This is a genomic window from Methylosinus sp. is20ea, assembly GCF_059718135.1.
Genome location: NZ_AP046088.1, coordinates 1,083,338 through 1,098,697, shown reverse-complemented (window position 1 = coordinate 1,098,697; position 15,360 = coordinate 1,083,338). Strand labels below are relative to the sequence as shown.

At 66.5% G+C, this 15,360-nt stretch carries 13 protein-coding genes; 2 read left to right on the top strand and 11 right to left on the bottom strand.

Going from position 1 to position 15,360, the window contains the following annotated elements; translation table 11 throughout:
- Window positions 1-73 precede the first annotated feature (73 nt).
- Window positions 74-1,192, top strand: a complete 1,119-nt coding sequence (locus tag AC6IY7_RS05015) for a Rieske 2Fe-2S domain-containing protein (protein WP_497781971.1) — start codon at window positions 74-76, stop codon at window positions 1,190-1,192.
- Between the two features lie 93 nt (window positions 1,193-1,285).
- Here the strand turns inward: AC6IY7_RS05015 and AC6IY7_RS05010 are convergent, their stop codons facing one another.
- The 6 genes from AC6IY7_RS05010 to AC6IY7_RS04985 all read right to left on the bottom strand — a co-directional run bounded on the left by AC6IY7_RS05010 (window position 1,286) and on the right by AC6IY7_RS04985 (window position 8,459).
- On the bottom strand, window positions 1,286-2,296 hold the full coding sequence (locus tag AC6IY7_RS05010; protein WP_497781969.1) for a hypothetical protein: 1,011 nt from the start codon (window positions 2,294-2,296) through the stop codon (window positions 1,286-1,288).
- A gap of 130 nt (window positions 2,297-2,426) precedes the next feature.
- Entirely contained in the window at window positions 2,427-3,485 is a 1,059-nt protein-coding gene (locus AC6IY7_RS05005) for a lipocalin-like domain-containing protein (protein WP_497781968.1), read from the bottom strand.
- The gene (locus tag AC6IY7_RS05000; RefSeq protein ID WP_497781966.1) at window positions 3,475-5,955 is read right to left on the bottom strand and encodes an ABC transporter permease; all 2,481 of its coding nucleotides are present in this window, start codon (window positions 5,953-5,955) and stop codon (window positions 3,475-3,477) included. The genes AC6IY7_RS05005 and AC6IY7_RS05000 overlap by 11 nt, the downstream gene beginning before the upstream one ends.
- Window positions 5,952-6,611 (bottom strand): ABC transporter ATP-binding protein, encoded by a 660-nt coding sequence (locus AC6IY7_RS04995; RefSeq protein ID WP_497782786.1) that lies wholly within the window; start codon window positions 6,609-6,611, stop codon window positions 5,952-5,954. The genes AC6IY7_RS05000 and AC6IY7_RS04995 overlap by 4 nt, the downstream gene beginning before the upstream one ends.
- Before the next feature lie 64 nt (window positions 6,612-6,675).
- Window positions 6,676-7,671, bottom strand: coding sequence for a cell envelope integrity TolA family protein (locus tag AC6IY7_RS04990; RefSeq protein ID WP_497781965.1), 996 nt, complete (start codon window positions 7,669-7,671; stop codon window positions 6,676-6,678).
- A gap of 287 nt (window positions 7,672-7,958) precedes the next feature.
- Window positions 7,959-8,459: a winged helix-turn-helix transcriptional regulator gene (locus AC6IY7_RS04985; RefSeq protein WP_497781963.1), complete on the bottom strand. Its 501-nt coding sequence runs from the start codon at window positions 8,457-8,459 to the stop codon at window positions 7,959-7,961.
- 80 nt (window positions 8,460-8,539) lie between these two features.
- Between AC6IY7_RS04985 and AC6IY7_RS04980 the strand changes: the two genes are divergently transcribed.
- Window positions 8,540-9,046 (top strand): PaaI family thioesterase, encoded by a 507-nt coding sequence (locus tag AC6IY7_RS04980; protein ID WP_497781961.1) that lies wholly within the window; start codon window positions 8,540-8,542, stop codon window positions 9,044-9,046.
- Window positions 9,047-9,077: 31 nt separating this feature from the next.
- Here the strand turns inward: AC6IY7_RS04980 and AC6IY7_RS04975 are convergent, their stop codons facing one another.
- The 5 genes from AC6IY7_RS04975 to kdpB all read right to left on the bottom strand — a co-directional run bounded on the left by AC6IY7_RS04975 (window position 9,078) and on the right by kdpB (window position 15,348).
- Entirely contained in the window at window positions 9,078-10,172 is a 1,095-nt protein-coding gene (locus AC6IY7_RS04975; RefSeq protein WP_497781959.1) for a hypothetical protein, read from the bottom strand.
- 190 nt (window positions 10,173-10,362) lie between these two features.
- Entirely contained in the window at window positions 10,363-11,172 is an 810-nt protein-coding gene (locus AC6IY7_RS04970; protein ID WP_497781957.1) for a class I SAM-dependent methyltransferase, read from the bottom strand.
- A 94-nt stretch (window positions 11,173-11,266) separates the two neighbouring features.
- Entirely contained in the window at window positions 11,267-12,541 is a 1,275-nt protein-coding gene (purD, locus tag AC6IY7_RS04965; RefSeq protein ID WP_497781956.1) for a phosphoribosylamine--glycine ligase, read from the bottom strand.
- A gap of 66 nt (window positions 12,542-12,607) precedes the next feature.
- Entirely contained in the window at window positions 12,608-13,225 is a 618-nt protein-coding gene (gene kdpC / locus AC6IY7_RS04960) for a potassium-transporting ATPase subunit KdpC (RefSeq protein ID WP_497781955.1), read from the bottom strand.
- An 11-nt stretch (window positions 13,226-13,236) separates the two neighbouring features.
- Entirely contained in the window at window positions 13,237-15,348 is a 2,112-nt protein-coding gene (gene kdpB / locus AC6IY7_RS04955) for a potassium-transporting ATPase subunit KdpB (RefSeq protein ID WP_497781953.1), read from the bottom strand.
- Between the last annotated feature and the right edge of the window lie 12 nt (window positions 15,349-15,360).

Here is a 15,360-nt window from a genome sequence, read left to right as displayed (position 1 = left end):
CGGGCCTGGTTTTTCATTAAGAGCCGAGCGGCGCGACCCTAGGGCGCGAGATCCTGCGGTGATGGAATCGGGTATGGGTGACGAATTTGCCACTTTGGCGGAGCGCGAGTCCGGGGCCGCGCTGCGTCGGGACATACGCAAGACCGCGCTGGACCACAATTTCTGGTATCCGGTCGCCCGCAGCGACGAAGTGCGGGCAGGCAAGACGCATTCCTGCTCTTTCGCCGGCGAGCCCATCGTGCTGGCGCGCGGGCGGCAGGGCGTCGTCTTCGCGCTCGAGGATCGTTGCGCGCATCGGCAGGTGCCGCTGAGCGCCGGCGTCGTCGAGGAGGACCGGATACGTTGCGGCTATCATGGCTGGGCCTATGATGCGAGCGGCGCCTGCGTCTCTCTGCCCTATGCGGCGGACTGCAGCCGCGCGGCGCCCGGCGTGCGCAGCTATCCGTGCCGGGAGGCCTATGGCCTCGTCTTCGTGTTTCCCGGCGATCCTGCGCGCGCGCCGCTGGCGTCCTTCCCGAATATTCCTTCGGCCACGGACCAACGCTACAAGATCCGTTATCTGAACCGCCGCGCTCATTGCCACTATAGTTTCATGCACGAGAATCTGATGGATATGAACCATCAATTCCTGCATCGCAGGCTGATGGGCGGGGTGAAGACCTATTTTCTCGGCAGTCGCAGGGGCGATGGCTGGGCCGAGGCGACCTATAGCTTCCGGCGCGTCAGCGGTCGGCAGCCGTTCGGCGAGAATTTCATTCTCAATCGCGGAAAATGGCGCTTCAAGCGCGCGCCCTTGTCGCCGGAGGCGCTGGCCGCGCCGCCGGGCGACCGAATGGTGATCCGCACCGACTATCCGTATCAGACGCTGAAATTCTGGACCGCCGGCGCGAGCGAGCCGGCGCTCGATCTGTGGAATTGCTATATTCCGGTCGATCGCGCGCAGAAGATCAATCACACATTCGGCATGATCATGATCAAGCGGCCGTCGAAGCGTCCGTTTCTGCTCGATCTGTTCTGGCCCGCCATCGTCTGGTTCACCAATGGCATTTTCGCGGAAGATCGGTGGATCTGCGAATTGGAGCAGGCGGCCTTCGACACGCAGGGCGAAGATCGCAATCAGGAGATTTTTCCGGCGATCCTCAACCTGCGCGGCGTGCTCCTCGACAATGGCCTGCCGCTCGAGCGCGAATAGCGCATGCGGCTTCGGCTGGAAACACTCGCTTGGCGAGCGCGAAAGTGACGCGGTCTATTTCGTTGCAATCCGCGATTGGAAGCGTCCGCGCCTTCACGAGCGCAGCGGCAGATGCGACAGGCGGAAAAACGCCGAGAAGAGCTTCACCATCAGGCCGACGAAGCCGGAGCCGCCATAAAAGCCGTCCTTGTTGAGCTGCACATAGACATAGGCGGGCCGATCGGAGTGGTTGGTCAATTCGCAGACGAGGAAGCCCTCGCGCGCGCGCATCGATTCGAACAATATGCGCGTCGCATCGGCGAATTCGCGCAGCCGCGTCCGCACGGGCTTGGCGGGGGAGACAGAGGCGGGGACGTCGCCGCGCCGCGTCGGCGGCGCCGGGTCTTCGTCGTTCGGATGGCATTGGCTCGTCGGGCGCAGCTTGGAGTCGATATTCTCCGTCGCGGCTATGACATTGCCGAGCGCGAAATCGCGGCTCTCGCCGGGCGCGAGCCGCTCGCACCAGACCATAGTGCGGCCGGACAGGCACAGGATCGCCTGTCGCGCCGCGCTCTCCAGCTCCTCCGTGCGATAGACGTAAGGCGCGCGCGCCCAGCTCATGGTCGCGGCGTCGCAAGGCGTCGAGCGTATCGCCACCTCGGCCGAGGAGCAGAGATAGGACGGCTGCAAAAACTTCAGCGCCGGCGCGCCTTCGCGCGCGAGCTCGGCGAGATCGATCTTCTCGACGACATTGCCGTCGCCGGCGGAGAGGAGAATCTGCCGCTGCTCGCCGAGCGTGGTGACGCGGTTCAGCCGCACATCGCCGCCGCCGCAGAAAATCTGCAGAAAGGCGCTCCCTTCATTGACGAAGAAGGACCTGTGCGGAATCTGGTGCGGGCTCTGGCGCGGGATCGTCTTGACGCCCGGCCAGCGGCAGACGGAGCGATTGGGCCGATCGAAGAATGCGGTGTTCGGCCCCAATGTGACGACGAGCCCCTCCTGTCCCTCGAGCAGGCGAAAATCGCTCTCGCCCTCGTCGAGGCTCAGACGGTCGCGGCTGAAGAAAGGATTGCGCGTGAAGGTGCGCAGACCGAGATCGAGGAAAAATGTCGGCGACAGATACATGCGAAAAATCCCCTTGGCGAGCGCCGCCGGGCGGCGCCGGCGAGAGCGTTGCGTCAGAAGAAAGCAACCCGACTATGGATAGAGCCGATGACATTCGGATCAAGCTTCGGCGGCGAAAAAAGGCCGCGCTTCAGTATCCGGTCATTTCGAGATAGCCCTCGCCGCGCTGCGAGCCGGCGAAGGAGATCGGCCCTTCGAAATAGCCGACGCCCGTGCCCATGAAGCTCTGCGAATTGAGCGGCTTCGCGTCTATGTCGAGGCGCAGGCTCTTCACCTGCACGCGCCAGCGCGTCGGTAGCAGGCGGCCGGAGACGAGGCTCTGCTCGAGCGGCTCGAGGAAAATATCGTCGCGCGCGAGTGTCTTTGTCATGCCATCCGCGGCGATGAAGCTTCCCGATAGGAAGGGAAGCGTCTTGTCGCTGCGCAGGCGAAACAGCATCAGCCGCGCGCCGCTGTCGAGATGCAGCGAGAACCAGTCCCAGCCTTTCTGATCCGCCGCGAGCGGACGGCTGCTCCATTCATGATCCATCCAGGCGCGGCCCGTGACCTTGCGCTCGACGCCGTCGATCGCGAGCGCGCCTTCGACGGAGAAGAAGGGCTGGCTGTAGTAATAGGAGGCCTGTCCACTCTCGGATTTGCGACTGTAGCCGGCTTCGCCATGCAAAGCGAGCGGCTTCTCGGCGGACAGCGCGAGGGAATAGCGAAAGCGCGGCGCGACAGCGGTGATTTCGCCGCCGGAGAGATTCGGCTCTTTCGCGGAAAAGGACCAATTGTCGATAAAGGCGCGGAATGGCGCGGCCTCGACGCCCGCCTGTCCGACGCCGCCGCGCGCGCGCGTCTCGGCGAAGAGATGAAGCGTGTCCGTCGTCACGGCGGCGTGCGCGACAAAGGCTTGCGGATCGTCCCAGCCTTCGCCCTCGTGCGGCGCGCGCGCATGGCGGAACAAGGTCCATTGCGCGCCATAGGCGCGGCCGGATTCGTCTCTCAGATTGGCGGTGAGATACCACCATTCGATCCGGAATTGCGGATGCGCGCCATGATCGCGCGGAAAGACGAGGGCCTGGCCCGGCGTGGGTTCGGCGAAGCCTCGAGCGTCATCGCCGAGGCCGGCGAAGCCGGCCGCGCATGTGGGCGAAGGGGCGCATAGCGCCAGCGCGAGAAGCAGAGCGCGCAGAGGCTCAGCGTTCATTGGCGAAGACCGCGAGCAGCGAGGCCGGCGCGACGCGCGCGAGGCGACGTATGGGCATGAGCGAGGCGAGCGCCGCAGTAAGCAGCGCGAGAGCGAAAACCTCGAGCCATTGCGACGGAAAGAGGTGAAAGGGCAATCGCCAGCCGAAGGCGCGCACATTGACGACAGCGACGAGGTCATAGGCGAGGGCGAGGCCGAGCGGCACGGAGACGAGCGCCGTCGCCGCCGCGAACAGCGTGACGCGCGCGAACTCGAACCAGGAGAGGCTGCGCCGCGAGACGCCGACCGCCCAGAGCGGCGCGAGCTGCGCGACGCGTGCGGCGGCGAGAGTGGTGAGGCTCGCAAACAGCGCAATGGCCGAGACGACGAGCGTCAGCGCGTCGAGCGCGGCGGTGATTGCGAAAGTGCGCTCGAATATCGTCGTCGAGCGTTGCTTCAGCGCAGCCTGATCGATGATGCGCGCGACGCCGGCGCCGAACTGCGTCTGCAATGCGAGCATGATGTCGGGCGCGTCCTCGGGCCGCGCGCGCAGCATATAGTCCAGCCGGCGCGCGTCCGGCCAGCGCGCCGAGAGCGCAGCGTGATCGACGCGCATCTGGCCCTTGGCGGCGCCGTAATCGGGATAGATTCCGACGATCTCGACGCGCCAATTTCCTGTCGGCGTCGCTATGTCGAGATAGGAGCCGAGCGCGAGGCGAAGACGCCGCGCGAGCTGCTCGCTGACCAGCGCGCCATCGCCGCGCGCGACGCCGCCCCAAGCGTCGGCGCGCGCGTCGAGCAGCGGGAAATGCGCGCCGAAGGTTTCGTGCGGCGGCGCGCCGACCAGCTCGACGGGCCAAGAACTTGCGACGGACGAGGAGCGCAAAGTCGTTCTCGCCTTGCACAGCGGCAGAACGGCGGCGACGTCCTTGCGCGCGGCGAGCCATGTCTCGATTGCGCGCGCCTGCGTCTCGCTCGACGCCTCGAAATAGATTTCGGCGACGAGGCGCTGGTCGAGCCATTGCGCGAATGTGCGACGAAAACCCTCGACCATCGAGCCGACGCCGATATTGGTGGAGAGCGCGAGCAGCAGCGCCATCAGCGCCAGCGAGAGGCCAGGAAGCTGCTGCAGCGCATCGGCGAAGAACCATTTGGCGAGCGGGCCGCGCGCGCGCGTCTCACCGAGCCGCAGCACAGCGGCGAGCGGCAGCGGCAATGCGAGCGCCGCGCCGAGCAGCAATCCCGCCATGGAGATAAAACCCGCCTCGAGCCCGTCGCCGAACAGCAGCGCCGCCGCCGCGCCGGCGAGCGCCAGAGCGGCGAGCGCCCCCTGGCGGAGCAGCCAATGCCGCTGCGCCTCGCGCCAGGCGAAGGGCTGCGCAATGGCGAGCACGGGCAGGCGTAGCGTCTTGACGAGGCCGCTCGCCGCGGCGATCGTCGCGCCGATGAGCGCCATGCCGATGCCGGACGCCCACCAAGAGGGCGCGAGGCCGAGCGCGCCATCGAGCTCGGCGCCATAGAGGCCCTCGAGGCTCGCGGCCATGTCCGGCAGCAGAGCGGCGGCGATGAGATAGCCGCCGACCATTCCCGCCGCGCCGGCGAGAAGGGCGAGCAGCATCAGCTCCGCGACCAGCGCGCCGGTCAATGCGCGCAGCGATACGCCGATCGCGCGCAAAGTGCGGATGATCGGCAGGCGCTGCTCGAAGGCGAGGCCGAAAGAGGCGTGCGCGATGAAGAGCCCCACCACATAGGCCAGCAGGCCGAAAGCGGTGAGATTGAGATGGAAGCTGTCGGTGAGCTTGGCGAGCTCCGGCGCCTCATCCGCCTCGACGTGGCGCAAGGCCTCGCCGCCGAGACTTTCCAATGATGGCGCATCCGGCGCAGCGTCTTCGGCGAGCAGGAGGCGCGACAGGCGCCCTGGTCGATGCAGCAGGCGTTGCGCGACGCCTATGTCGACGACGATCATCCCCGGCGCGAGATCTTTCTCGATCGCGAGCGGCGGCAGAAGGTCCGCGTCGCCGAGCGCCGGCGTCGCGCCCTCTGTGAGCGCGAGCGCGCGCAATGTCTGCGGCGCGACCAGCGCGCGGCCGGGCGGCCCGAGGAAATCATTCAGACCCTCGCCCTCCGGCATTTTGTCGCTGGAGATTTTGGGCAGCGTCAGCGGCTCGACGCCGAGCAGGCGATAGGCCTTGTCGCCGAGGCGGATCGTTCCCTCGATCACGGGCGAGACCTTCCAGCCCGCGCGCCGCAGAGCGACGAAAATATCCTGCGAAAAAAAGCCGCCGCTCGCCGCGACGAGGCTCGGCGAGGCGCCGACGCCGAGCGCGCCGGCCGCGCGGTCATAGCTGCTGCGCGCCTGATCATTCAGCGCCGCGACGCCGCTCCACAGAGCCGTGGCCACAGCGAGTCCGACGAAGAGCGCGGCGAATTGGCCCGGGCGCCGCCGCCAATGGCTGGCCAATGTGGCGAGCGCATAGAGGAATTGTCTCACGGCTCGACCAGCCTTCCGGCCGCGAGCGTGGCGCGGCGGCCCAGCCGACCGGCGAGGCGCGCGCTATGAGTGACCATCAGCACCGCCGCGCCCGCCGTGGCGGCGAGCTCGAGCAGCAGATCGAGCACGGCGTCGCCGGTGGCTTCGTCCAGATTGCCGGTCGGCTCGTCGGCGAGCAGCAGTCGCGGGCGCGGCGCCAGCGCGCGGCCGACGGCGACACGCTGCTGCTGGCCGCCCGACAATTGCTCGGGATAGCGGTCGAGCAGCGCCGCAAGGCCGAGGCGATCGGCGAGCGCGTCGCGCCAGTCGCGATCGTGACGCCCGGCGAGCCGCGCCTGCAGAGAAAGATTATCGCCGACAGTGAGGCTCGGCACGAGATTGAACTGCTGGAACACGACGCCGAGCGTCTTGCGGCGCAGCGCGGCGCGGCCGTCGTCGTCGAGCTTCGTCACCTCTATGTCGTCGACGCGGATGGCGCCGCCATCGGCATGATCGAGCCCGGCGACGAGATGCAGCAGCGTGCTCTTGCCGCTGCCCGACTCGCCCATCAGCGCGAGACTCTCGCCGGCGCCGAGCGCGAGGTCGACGTCGCGCAGCACGGGCAGCGGGCCCTGCGGCCCGGGATAGGATTTGGAAAGGCCCGTCACGCGCAGCAGCGGCGGTTGCGCTCCTGGCTCTGTCGCGTCACGCGCCTGCGCCGACACTACGCTCAAAACGACCTCATTTCGGATCGAAGTGGAACTGGATTCCGCGTGGATGGCCATAGGGCGGCGCGGGAAAAGGCGCCGCGCGGCGCACGGCGGAGAGCGCGGCATTGTCGAGATCGGGAAAGCCGCTCGATCGATAGACCGCCTGATGGGTGAGATGTCCCCCCTCGTCGATGAAGAACACCACGACGCCGTGATTGGGCGTCGTCTTGTTGCGCAGCGACGGCGGCACATTCATATGCCGCATGATGAGGCCGAACAGCACCGAGAGATAAGTGGTCTTCGCCGTGCCGCCGCTCACCGGCGCAGTCTTGGAGGAGCCGCCGAGCTTGAAGTCCGGCAGCGGCTCCAGCGAGGCGAGCTGATCGGCGATGGATTTCGGCTTGGGCTCCGGCGAGGCCTTGATCTCGACCTCGCCCTGCTTGTCGTCGAGCCGCGCCTCCAATTGCGGCTGCGCTTGCTCGACGATCTCGGCGTCGGCCTTGTCCTCCTCGGCCTTGGGCGTCGCGGGCTCGGGCTTCGCCGCAGCGGCCTGCTGCTTTTGCGGGTCGGCTTTCTCGGGCGCGGGCTTGGCGGCGTGCTGCTCATTGGGCGGCTCGCGGCGGGCGGATTTGGTCTCCTGATCCGGCGCCTCGCGATCGACCTTCTCCTGATTGGGCGCGCGCGGCGCGTCGAAGGCTGGCTTCTCGTCGTCGACGAGCTTTTGTGGCGGCGGGGGCTTCTGCTTCTGCTTCTCCTCGGGCTTGGGCTGCTCCTTCTCGGGCTCCGGCTCGGGCTGCGGCTGTTCCTGCGGCGGCGGCTGCGGCGCCTCGGCGACCACCTCCAGCGGAATTTCCTGTTCCTGCGTCGGAATTTCGTTCGACAGCAGCAATTGCTCGAGCAGAAAAGCGGCCAGAAGGACAACATGAACCAGCGCCGACAGAATAATGGGCGCGAGTCGGCGCTTCGCGGGCGCCTCGCTCTCGGGCGGCGTTGTCAGACGTTCGGCCGGGTCCGCTCTCAAGCTCATGTCAGCAGCGACATTCGAACGCCGCATTGCGGAAAAACGACGGCGAGAGCTGTGCGTTCGATCGCACCCGGATGGACGCGCGGCCCGCCCCCGTTCCGCGAGATGTTCCGGCGGCGCCGGGCGCGACGATGGAAAAATTGCGCGTCATCGAGCCGGCGATCCACAAGAGACGAGAGAGCATTCACACGAAACCGGCCGAAGGTTCAACCCCCGTTCGAGCCGTTCGGCCGTTCCGCCGCGCCTGATTCGCTGCGCTGCAGCGACGATAGCCGGCGCCGGAGGGCCCGTCATCTCCGGGGTATTTCCGGTGCATTTGCGGCGAAACGGCGGCGGACCCTCTCATCGGCGCCCGGCCCGGGCTCGATCCGCACCTCGTCCGGCGCGAGCCCTCCGCCGCCGGCTCCGATCACGCGCAGCGCGGCGATCTCCTCGCCGGTGGCCTGCTCCACCAGGCGCAGCGGCGGGCCCGCCGTCGCCGCCCAGCGATCGCCCCATTGCATCAGCGCGACCAGAATCGGGAATAGGTCGCGGCCTTTCTCGGTCAGGCGATAGTCGCGCGGATTGCCGCGGCCCGGAACATCGACGCGCTCCATCACGCCGCAGGCGACGAGCTTGGACAGCCTGTCGCTCAGCACGTTTTTGGCGACGCCGAGATTGCGCTCGAATTCGCCGAAGCGCCGCGTCCCGCAAAAGGCCTCGCGGATGATCAGCAGCGTCCACCACTCGCCGACAATCTCCAGCGCACGGGCCACGGAACAGGTCTGAGAGGGGAATTGGTCGTTTCTCATGGCGCCCGCCGGATCGATTTGGTCTCTTGACGAAACTAAATATATGACGCAGTTTGGCATGGCCAGAGGGGAGCAGCCTCATGTCCGAGGAAAAGCCGTCCGAAAAGCCGTCCTATGTCGCCGGCGCCTTGCCGCTCGAGAGCCTGCGATCGATGAGCGGATTGGACGTCGTCAGAGCCATGGGCGAGGGCGCGCTGCCTGTTCCGCCTCTGATGCTCTATTTCGGCTTCCGTCCGGTCGAAATCGAGAGCGGGCGCGTCGTCTTCACGGCGACGCCGGACGAGCGGCATTATAATCCGCTCGGAACGGTTCACGGCGGCTATGTCGCCGCGCTGCTCGATTCGACGATGAGCTGCGCCGTGCATACGACTCTGCCGCCCGGCCAGCTCTATACAACGCTCGAGTTCAAGGTGAATTTCACCCGCGCGATCTCCGCGGCCGCCGAGATTCGCGCCGAGGGGAAAGTGCTGCACCAGGGCCGCAGCGTCGCGACGGCGGAAGCGCGGCTCTATGATGCGCGCCAGCGGCTGCTCGCCCATGCGACGACGACCTGCATGATCTTCGCCGCCCGTGCGCCGAGCGCGTAGCGGGCCCGCGACTGCCGCCCGTGCGCGGCGATCAAGGCTGATGGCGATGCTCATATTCCCGGATCGGATTGAACTTGGGCCGATTTTCGGGAAGCAGCGACAAATCGCGATAAAAGCTACGCTGGCCGCTCTTGAAGCGCGTGATGAGAGCGTCCGGAGACGTGCTCGTCTTGCCGGGGTTGTCGTAGAACGCGTCCGGGTTCGTCATGACGTCCCAGTTCTTGGGCGGGGCCGCGATCACATAGAACATCGGCTCGCCATTCACCTCTATTTTGGTCGGTCGGCCGCCGGGGCCGTCATAGGCTCCGCGCAGAGGCGCGCCTTTTTCGGACAGATAGAGGTTGGTCAGCATGGTGGCGAGATATTCTTCCTCGTTTCCATAGCCGCCGCCTCCCTCGACCGGGAGCCGCGTCTGCAGGCCGCGCAACTCCCGCGTCACATGGATGAGCTCATGAAACAGCACTTCGTCTGCTCGCGCTCCAGCGAAGGAGGAGTCTTTCGCCAGCCAATCCGCGGGCGAATAGTAGAGCAGCACATCGGCGCCCCTGCCTGTGCCGACGCCGCCGGCGGGCTCGTTGTCGTCGCCACGAATCGGCGCGCCTCTCGCGTAGGAATCCGCATCATTGCTGCGCAAGCCGTCGCTCACATATCCGAGGTTGGTCTTAGGAGAAATCGGCCGCGGCGTCGCGTTGAGCGGGCCGGGCAGCAGCACATGCGCCCAATGGTCGTGCGGCATGATCGAAACGGAGCGACGCTTATTGGCGGCGATCTCTCCGAGCAGAGCCTGCCCGGTCTTGCCGCCCCGGATCGGCGCGAATGCTTCGGCGACATCCTGCTGATATTTATGCGCCGCAAATCGGTATTCGTGAACGACTTGCGGGAATGGACGCTGGCGGACGGCCGTGCGTCTGAAATGCGGTTGCGACGAAGCGAGGAACCGTGAGGGACCGGGTTGGCTGTAAGTGGCGAGCCAATCCGGCAAAGAGTAATAGGTAATAAAAATATTGGGATAATTCTTGTCGAGCGGCGTCGCGGCGGCGCGCAGCAGCTCCCGCGCCATGCCCGGTTGCGCGCTTTTCTGCACGAAATCGGCGGCTTCGCCATAATCCCAGCTGTCGTCGCTCATGACTTGGCTCCTTACGATATTCCGATCGACATGCGCCGCAGCGGGGGACTTTTCGATCGTTGAAATGGCGTTCGGGCAAATTTCGTCATTCTCGCCGAATGGCGTTGCTCATCGGAGCATTCCGGCTTCACCATGGCGATAATAGGGCCGACGCTCGATCGCGCTCTTTCGGCTTCGCCGCGGCCTCTCGTCAGGCGAAGGTCACGCGCGTGATCGCGGGCACGCGCTCGCGCCAGAAAGCGAAGCGCGAGAGCCATCGAAACACGAGCCCGCGCCAGCCGCGATAGAATCGGTAATCCAATATCTCCACCGTCTCGATCGCCGCCCAGCTTCGCATCGTCGGCTCGATCTCGCTGCGGTCGATTCCCCAGGGCATGGGCGGAATGGTGAAATTCGGCGTGAGCCTATGGCCTTTCAGCGTCGCTTTCGAGAGCCAGCGCGGAACATGGTCGAACAGCAGAAGCGCTTTCGGAAAGCGCAGCGCCATATCGTGCAGGAGCGACGCGGTCTCCTCGGGCGGAAGATACATGAACAGGCCCTGCGCCGTGATGAAGACGGCGCGCCCGGGCGGAACCTCGTCGAACCAGCGGCGGTCGAGCGCGCTCAGCGCGACATGGCGATGGCGCTCGTCCGGCTTTATGAAGCGCTCGCGTATGGCGATCGATTCCGGCAGATCCACCGTGATCCACAGCGCTCGGCCATTGTCGGCGATGCGAAAGCGGTGCGTCTCCAGACCTTCGCCGAGATTGACGATCACGCCGTCCGGATGCGCAGTCAAAAAGGCGCGTATCTCAGCGTCGAAGACGACTGCGCGGCTGGCGTGCGAGGGCTGCGCCTTGCCGAAGCTCGCTTCATAATCATAATCGAGCGCGCGATAGATTTCGACGAGCTTTCGATCCTGCAGCAGGCCGTCCTCGCGCAACGCTTCGCCGGCGCGATTGTGCAGCGTCCACAACATGGTCTCCGGCACGCCGGTGAGATTGGGCGCGATCTTGTCCATGCGGCCTCCTCATGCAGAGCGCTCTCGCTCTCGAGCGTTTCCAGCGGAAGTGGACGCCGGTTCGGCGTTGGAAACGCGTCAAATCAAACAGACTCTATGTCTCGCGCTCCATCGCGCGCCAGCCTATGTCGCGGCGACAAAAGCCTTGCGGCCAGTCGATCGCATCGACGCCGCGATAGGCGAGCGCCTGCGCCGCGCGAACCGTGTCGCCGAGCGCGGTGACATTGAGCACGCGCCCGCCCGCGGCGAGGAGCTTGTCGCCATCCCGCCGCGTGCCGGCGTGAGTGACGACGACGCCCGCTATTGCGCCGGCGCGCGCGAGGCCCTTTATTTCCGTGCCGATCAGCGGCGTTCCCGGATAGCCATTCGCCGCCAGCACGACAGTGAGCGCGGTCTGCGGCGAGAATCGCAGCGGCGTCTGCGGCAGCGCTCCCGTCGCCGCGGCGAGCATCAGCGCGAGCAGATCGTCCTCGAGGCGCGGCAGCATGACCTGCGTTTCCGGATCGCCGAAGCGCACATTGAACTCGATGAGCTTCGGGCCGTCCTTCGTCAGCATCAGCCCGACGAAGAGCACGCCTTGAAAGGGCGCGCCCATCTCGCGCATGGCGCGCAGCGTCGGCGCGACGATCTCCGCCATCACGCGCGCTTCGATCTCGGCGGTGAAGCAGGGCGCCGGCGAATAGGCGCCCATGCCGCCGGTGTTCGGCCCCGTGTCGCCGTCGCCCGCGCGCTTGTGATCCTGCGCCGAGGCGAAAGGCAGCGCGCGCGTCCCGTCGCAGAGCACGAAGAAGGAGGCCTCCTCGCCCTCGAGCTTTTCTTCGATCACCACTTCCGCGCCCGATTTGCCGAAGGCGCCGGAGAACATGGATTCGACGGCGCGCTCGGCCTCCTCGAGCGTCTCGGCGACGACGACGCCCTTGCCGGCGGCGAGGCCGTCGGCCTTCACCACGATCGGCGCGCCCCTCTCGCGCAAATAGGCGCGCGCTTTCTGCTCATCGTCGAAGCGCTCGTAATCGGCGGTCGGAATATGATTCGCGCGGCAGAGGTCCTTGACGAAACCCTTCGAGCCTTCGAGCCGCGCGGCGGCCGCGGACGGGCCGAACACAGCGACGCCCGTCTCGCGCAGAGAATCGGCGAGGCCTTCGACGAGCGGCTGCTCGGGTCCGATCACGACGAGCCCTATGTCCTTTTCCGCGCAGAAATGCGCGACGGTCGCATAATCCGAAACATCGAGACGAACGATCTCCGCGACCTCCGCCATGCCCGGATTGCCGGGCGCGGCGTAGAGCCGCGAGAGAAGCGCGCTTTTCGAGAGAGCCCGGGCGATCGCATGTTCGCGGCCGCCGGAGCCGATGAGGAGGACATTCATCGCATGATCCGGATAGGGTGACGTCGCTCCTTCATTAGGGCTTCGCGCCTCCGGACGGAAGAGGGCTCACCGCGACGCCTGCGCTCGCGCGAGCGTGTCCAGCGCCAGATTGAGCGCGAGCACATTGACCCGCGGCTCGCCGATGAAGCCCATGAACCGCGGCTCGACATGCGTCTCGACCAGCGCGCGCACACGCGCCTCCGGCAGGCCGCGCGCCGCGGCCACGGCAGCGGCTTGCGCCAGCGCGAAGCGCGGCGAGATATGCGGATCGAGACCCGAGGCGGAGGTCGTCACCGCGTCGGCGGCGACGACATCTATGCGTCCCGCCGCAAATTCCGCCTCTATCGCGGCGTCGACGCGATCGACGAGCTTTTTCGAGGTCGGGCCGAGATTGGAGCCGCCGGAATTCGCCGCATTGTAAGGCGCGTCGATCGTCTTGCTCGCATCATTGGGGTCCGGCGCCGTCGTCGCCGAAGGGCGACCGTGGAAATAGCGGTCGGACGCGAAGCTCTGGCCGATCAGCGAAGAGCCGACGACGACGCCCTCGCGTTCGAGGAGGCTGCCGTTCGCCCGTTCCGGAAAGGCGAGCTGCGCTATGCCGGTGATCGCCAGAGGATAGGCGAGGCCGGTGAGAAGGGTGAAGAGGGCGATCATCACGATCGCCGGACGAATATGCGACGTCATGGGAAGTTTCCTCACGCGAGATGCAGAGCGGTGACGATGAGATCGATGATCTTTATGCCGATGAAGGGGACGATGACGCCGCCGAGACCATAGATCAGTAGGTTTCGCCGCAGCAGCGCCGCGGCGCCGACCGGCCGATAGGCGACGCCCTTCAGCGCGAGCGGAATGAGCGTGATGATGATCAGCGCGTTGAACACCACCGCTGAGAGGATCGCCGATTGCGGCGAGGCGAGCTTCATCACATTGAGCGCGCCGAGCTCTGGATAGGTCACGACGAACAGCGCCGGGATGATGGCGAAATATTTGGCGACGTCATTGGCGATGGAGAAGGTCGTCAATGAGCCGCGCGTCATCAAGAGCTGCTTGCCGATGGCGACGATCTCGATGAGCTTGGTCGGATCGCTGTCGAGATCGACCATATTGCCGGCTTCGCGCGCCGCCTGCGTGCCGGTCTGCATGGCGACGCCGACATCGGCCTGCGCCAGCGCCGGCGCGTCATTGGTGCCGTCGCCGCACATTGCGATGAGTCGGCCGCCCTGCTGCTCCTTGCGAATATAGGTGAGCTTGTCCTCGGGCGTCGCCTGGGCGATGAAATCATCGACGCCGGCCTCCGAGGCGATGGCCGCCGCGGTGACGGGATTGTCGCCCGTGACCATCACCGTCTTTATGCCCATGGCGCGCAGCGCGGCGAAGCGCGCCTTTATGTCGGGCTTGATGATGTCCTTCAAATGCACGACGCCGAGCAGTCTTCCATTCTCGCTGACGGCGAGCGGCGTGCCGCCGGCGCGCGAGATGCGTTCCACTGCGCGGGTGAAATCCTCGGGCGCGCGAAGCGTCGAATGTCCCGCGCGCTCCAGAATTTCCGCGACGGCGCCGCTCATGCGCGCGGCCGCGGGGGCGTCGCGCTCGCTGCGCGCATCGGTCTGCGCGAGTATGGCGTCGACGGCGCCTTTGCGCAGCGAGCGGCCCGGTAGATCGACGCCGGACATGCGCGTATGCGCGGTGAAGGGCACGACGCGCGCGTCGCTGCCGAGCTCCGGCGCCGCGAGGCCGTAGCGGCTCAGCGCCAGCGCGACGATGGAGCGGCCCTCCGGCGTCTCATCGGCGAGCGACGCCAGCAGCGTCGCCTCGGCCAGCTCGTGCTCGCCGACGCCGCCGACGGCGATGAATTCATCCGCCATGCGATTGCCGAAGGTGATGGTTCCGGTCTTGTCGAGCAGCAGCGTGTCGACATCGCCGGCCGCCTCCACCGCGCGTCCCGATGTGGCGATGACATTGAAGCGGATGAGCCGATCCATGCCGGCGATGCCGATCGCCGACAACAGGCCGCCGATCGTCGTCGGAATGAGGCAGACGAGCAGCGCCGCGAGCACAGTGAGCGACAGCATGGTTCCCGAATAGCTCGCGAGCGGCCACAGCGTCACGCAGACGATGAGGAAGATGATCGTCAGCCCCGACAAAAGAATGGAGAGAGCGAGCTCGTTCGGCGTCTTCTGCCGCTCGGCGCCTTCGACGAGCGCGATCATGCGGTCGATGAAGGTCGAGCCCGGCGCCGCGGTGATCTTCACCTCGATCCAATCGGAGAGCACGCTCGTGCCGCCGGTGACTGCCGAGCGGTCGCCGCCGGCCTCGCGAATGACCGGCGCGGATTCGCCGGTGATGGCGGATTCGTTGACCGAGGCGACGCCTGCGATCACCTCGCCGTCGCCGGGGACGAGATCGCCCGCCTCGACGAGGACGACATCGCCGATTCGCAGATCGAGCGCCGAGACCGTCTCGATGGCGCCGCCTCTGCGTAGCCTCGCCTTGGCGTCGCTGCGCGTGCGGCGCAGCGCGTCGGCTTGCGCCTTGCCGCGCCCTTCGGCGACCGCTTCCGCGAAATTGGCGAACAGCACGGTGAACCACAGCCAGGCGGCGATCTGACCGGAGAACAGCGTGTCGCCGTCCGTCGCGACGAGATCGCGGAGGAAGAGAATCGTCACCACGGCGGAGACGACTTCCGTGACGAAGATCACGGGATTGCGCGCCAGCTTGCGCGGATCGAGCTTGCGGAAAGCGTCGATCGCGGCGCGGCGCAGAATGGCCCGATCGAACAGGCCAGGAGCGGAGACTTTGGAAGACATTGCGCGAACTCC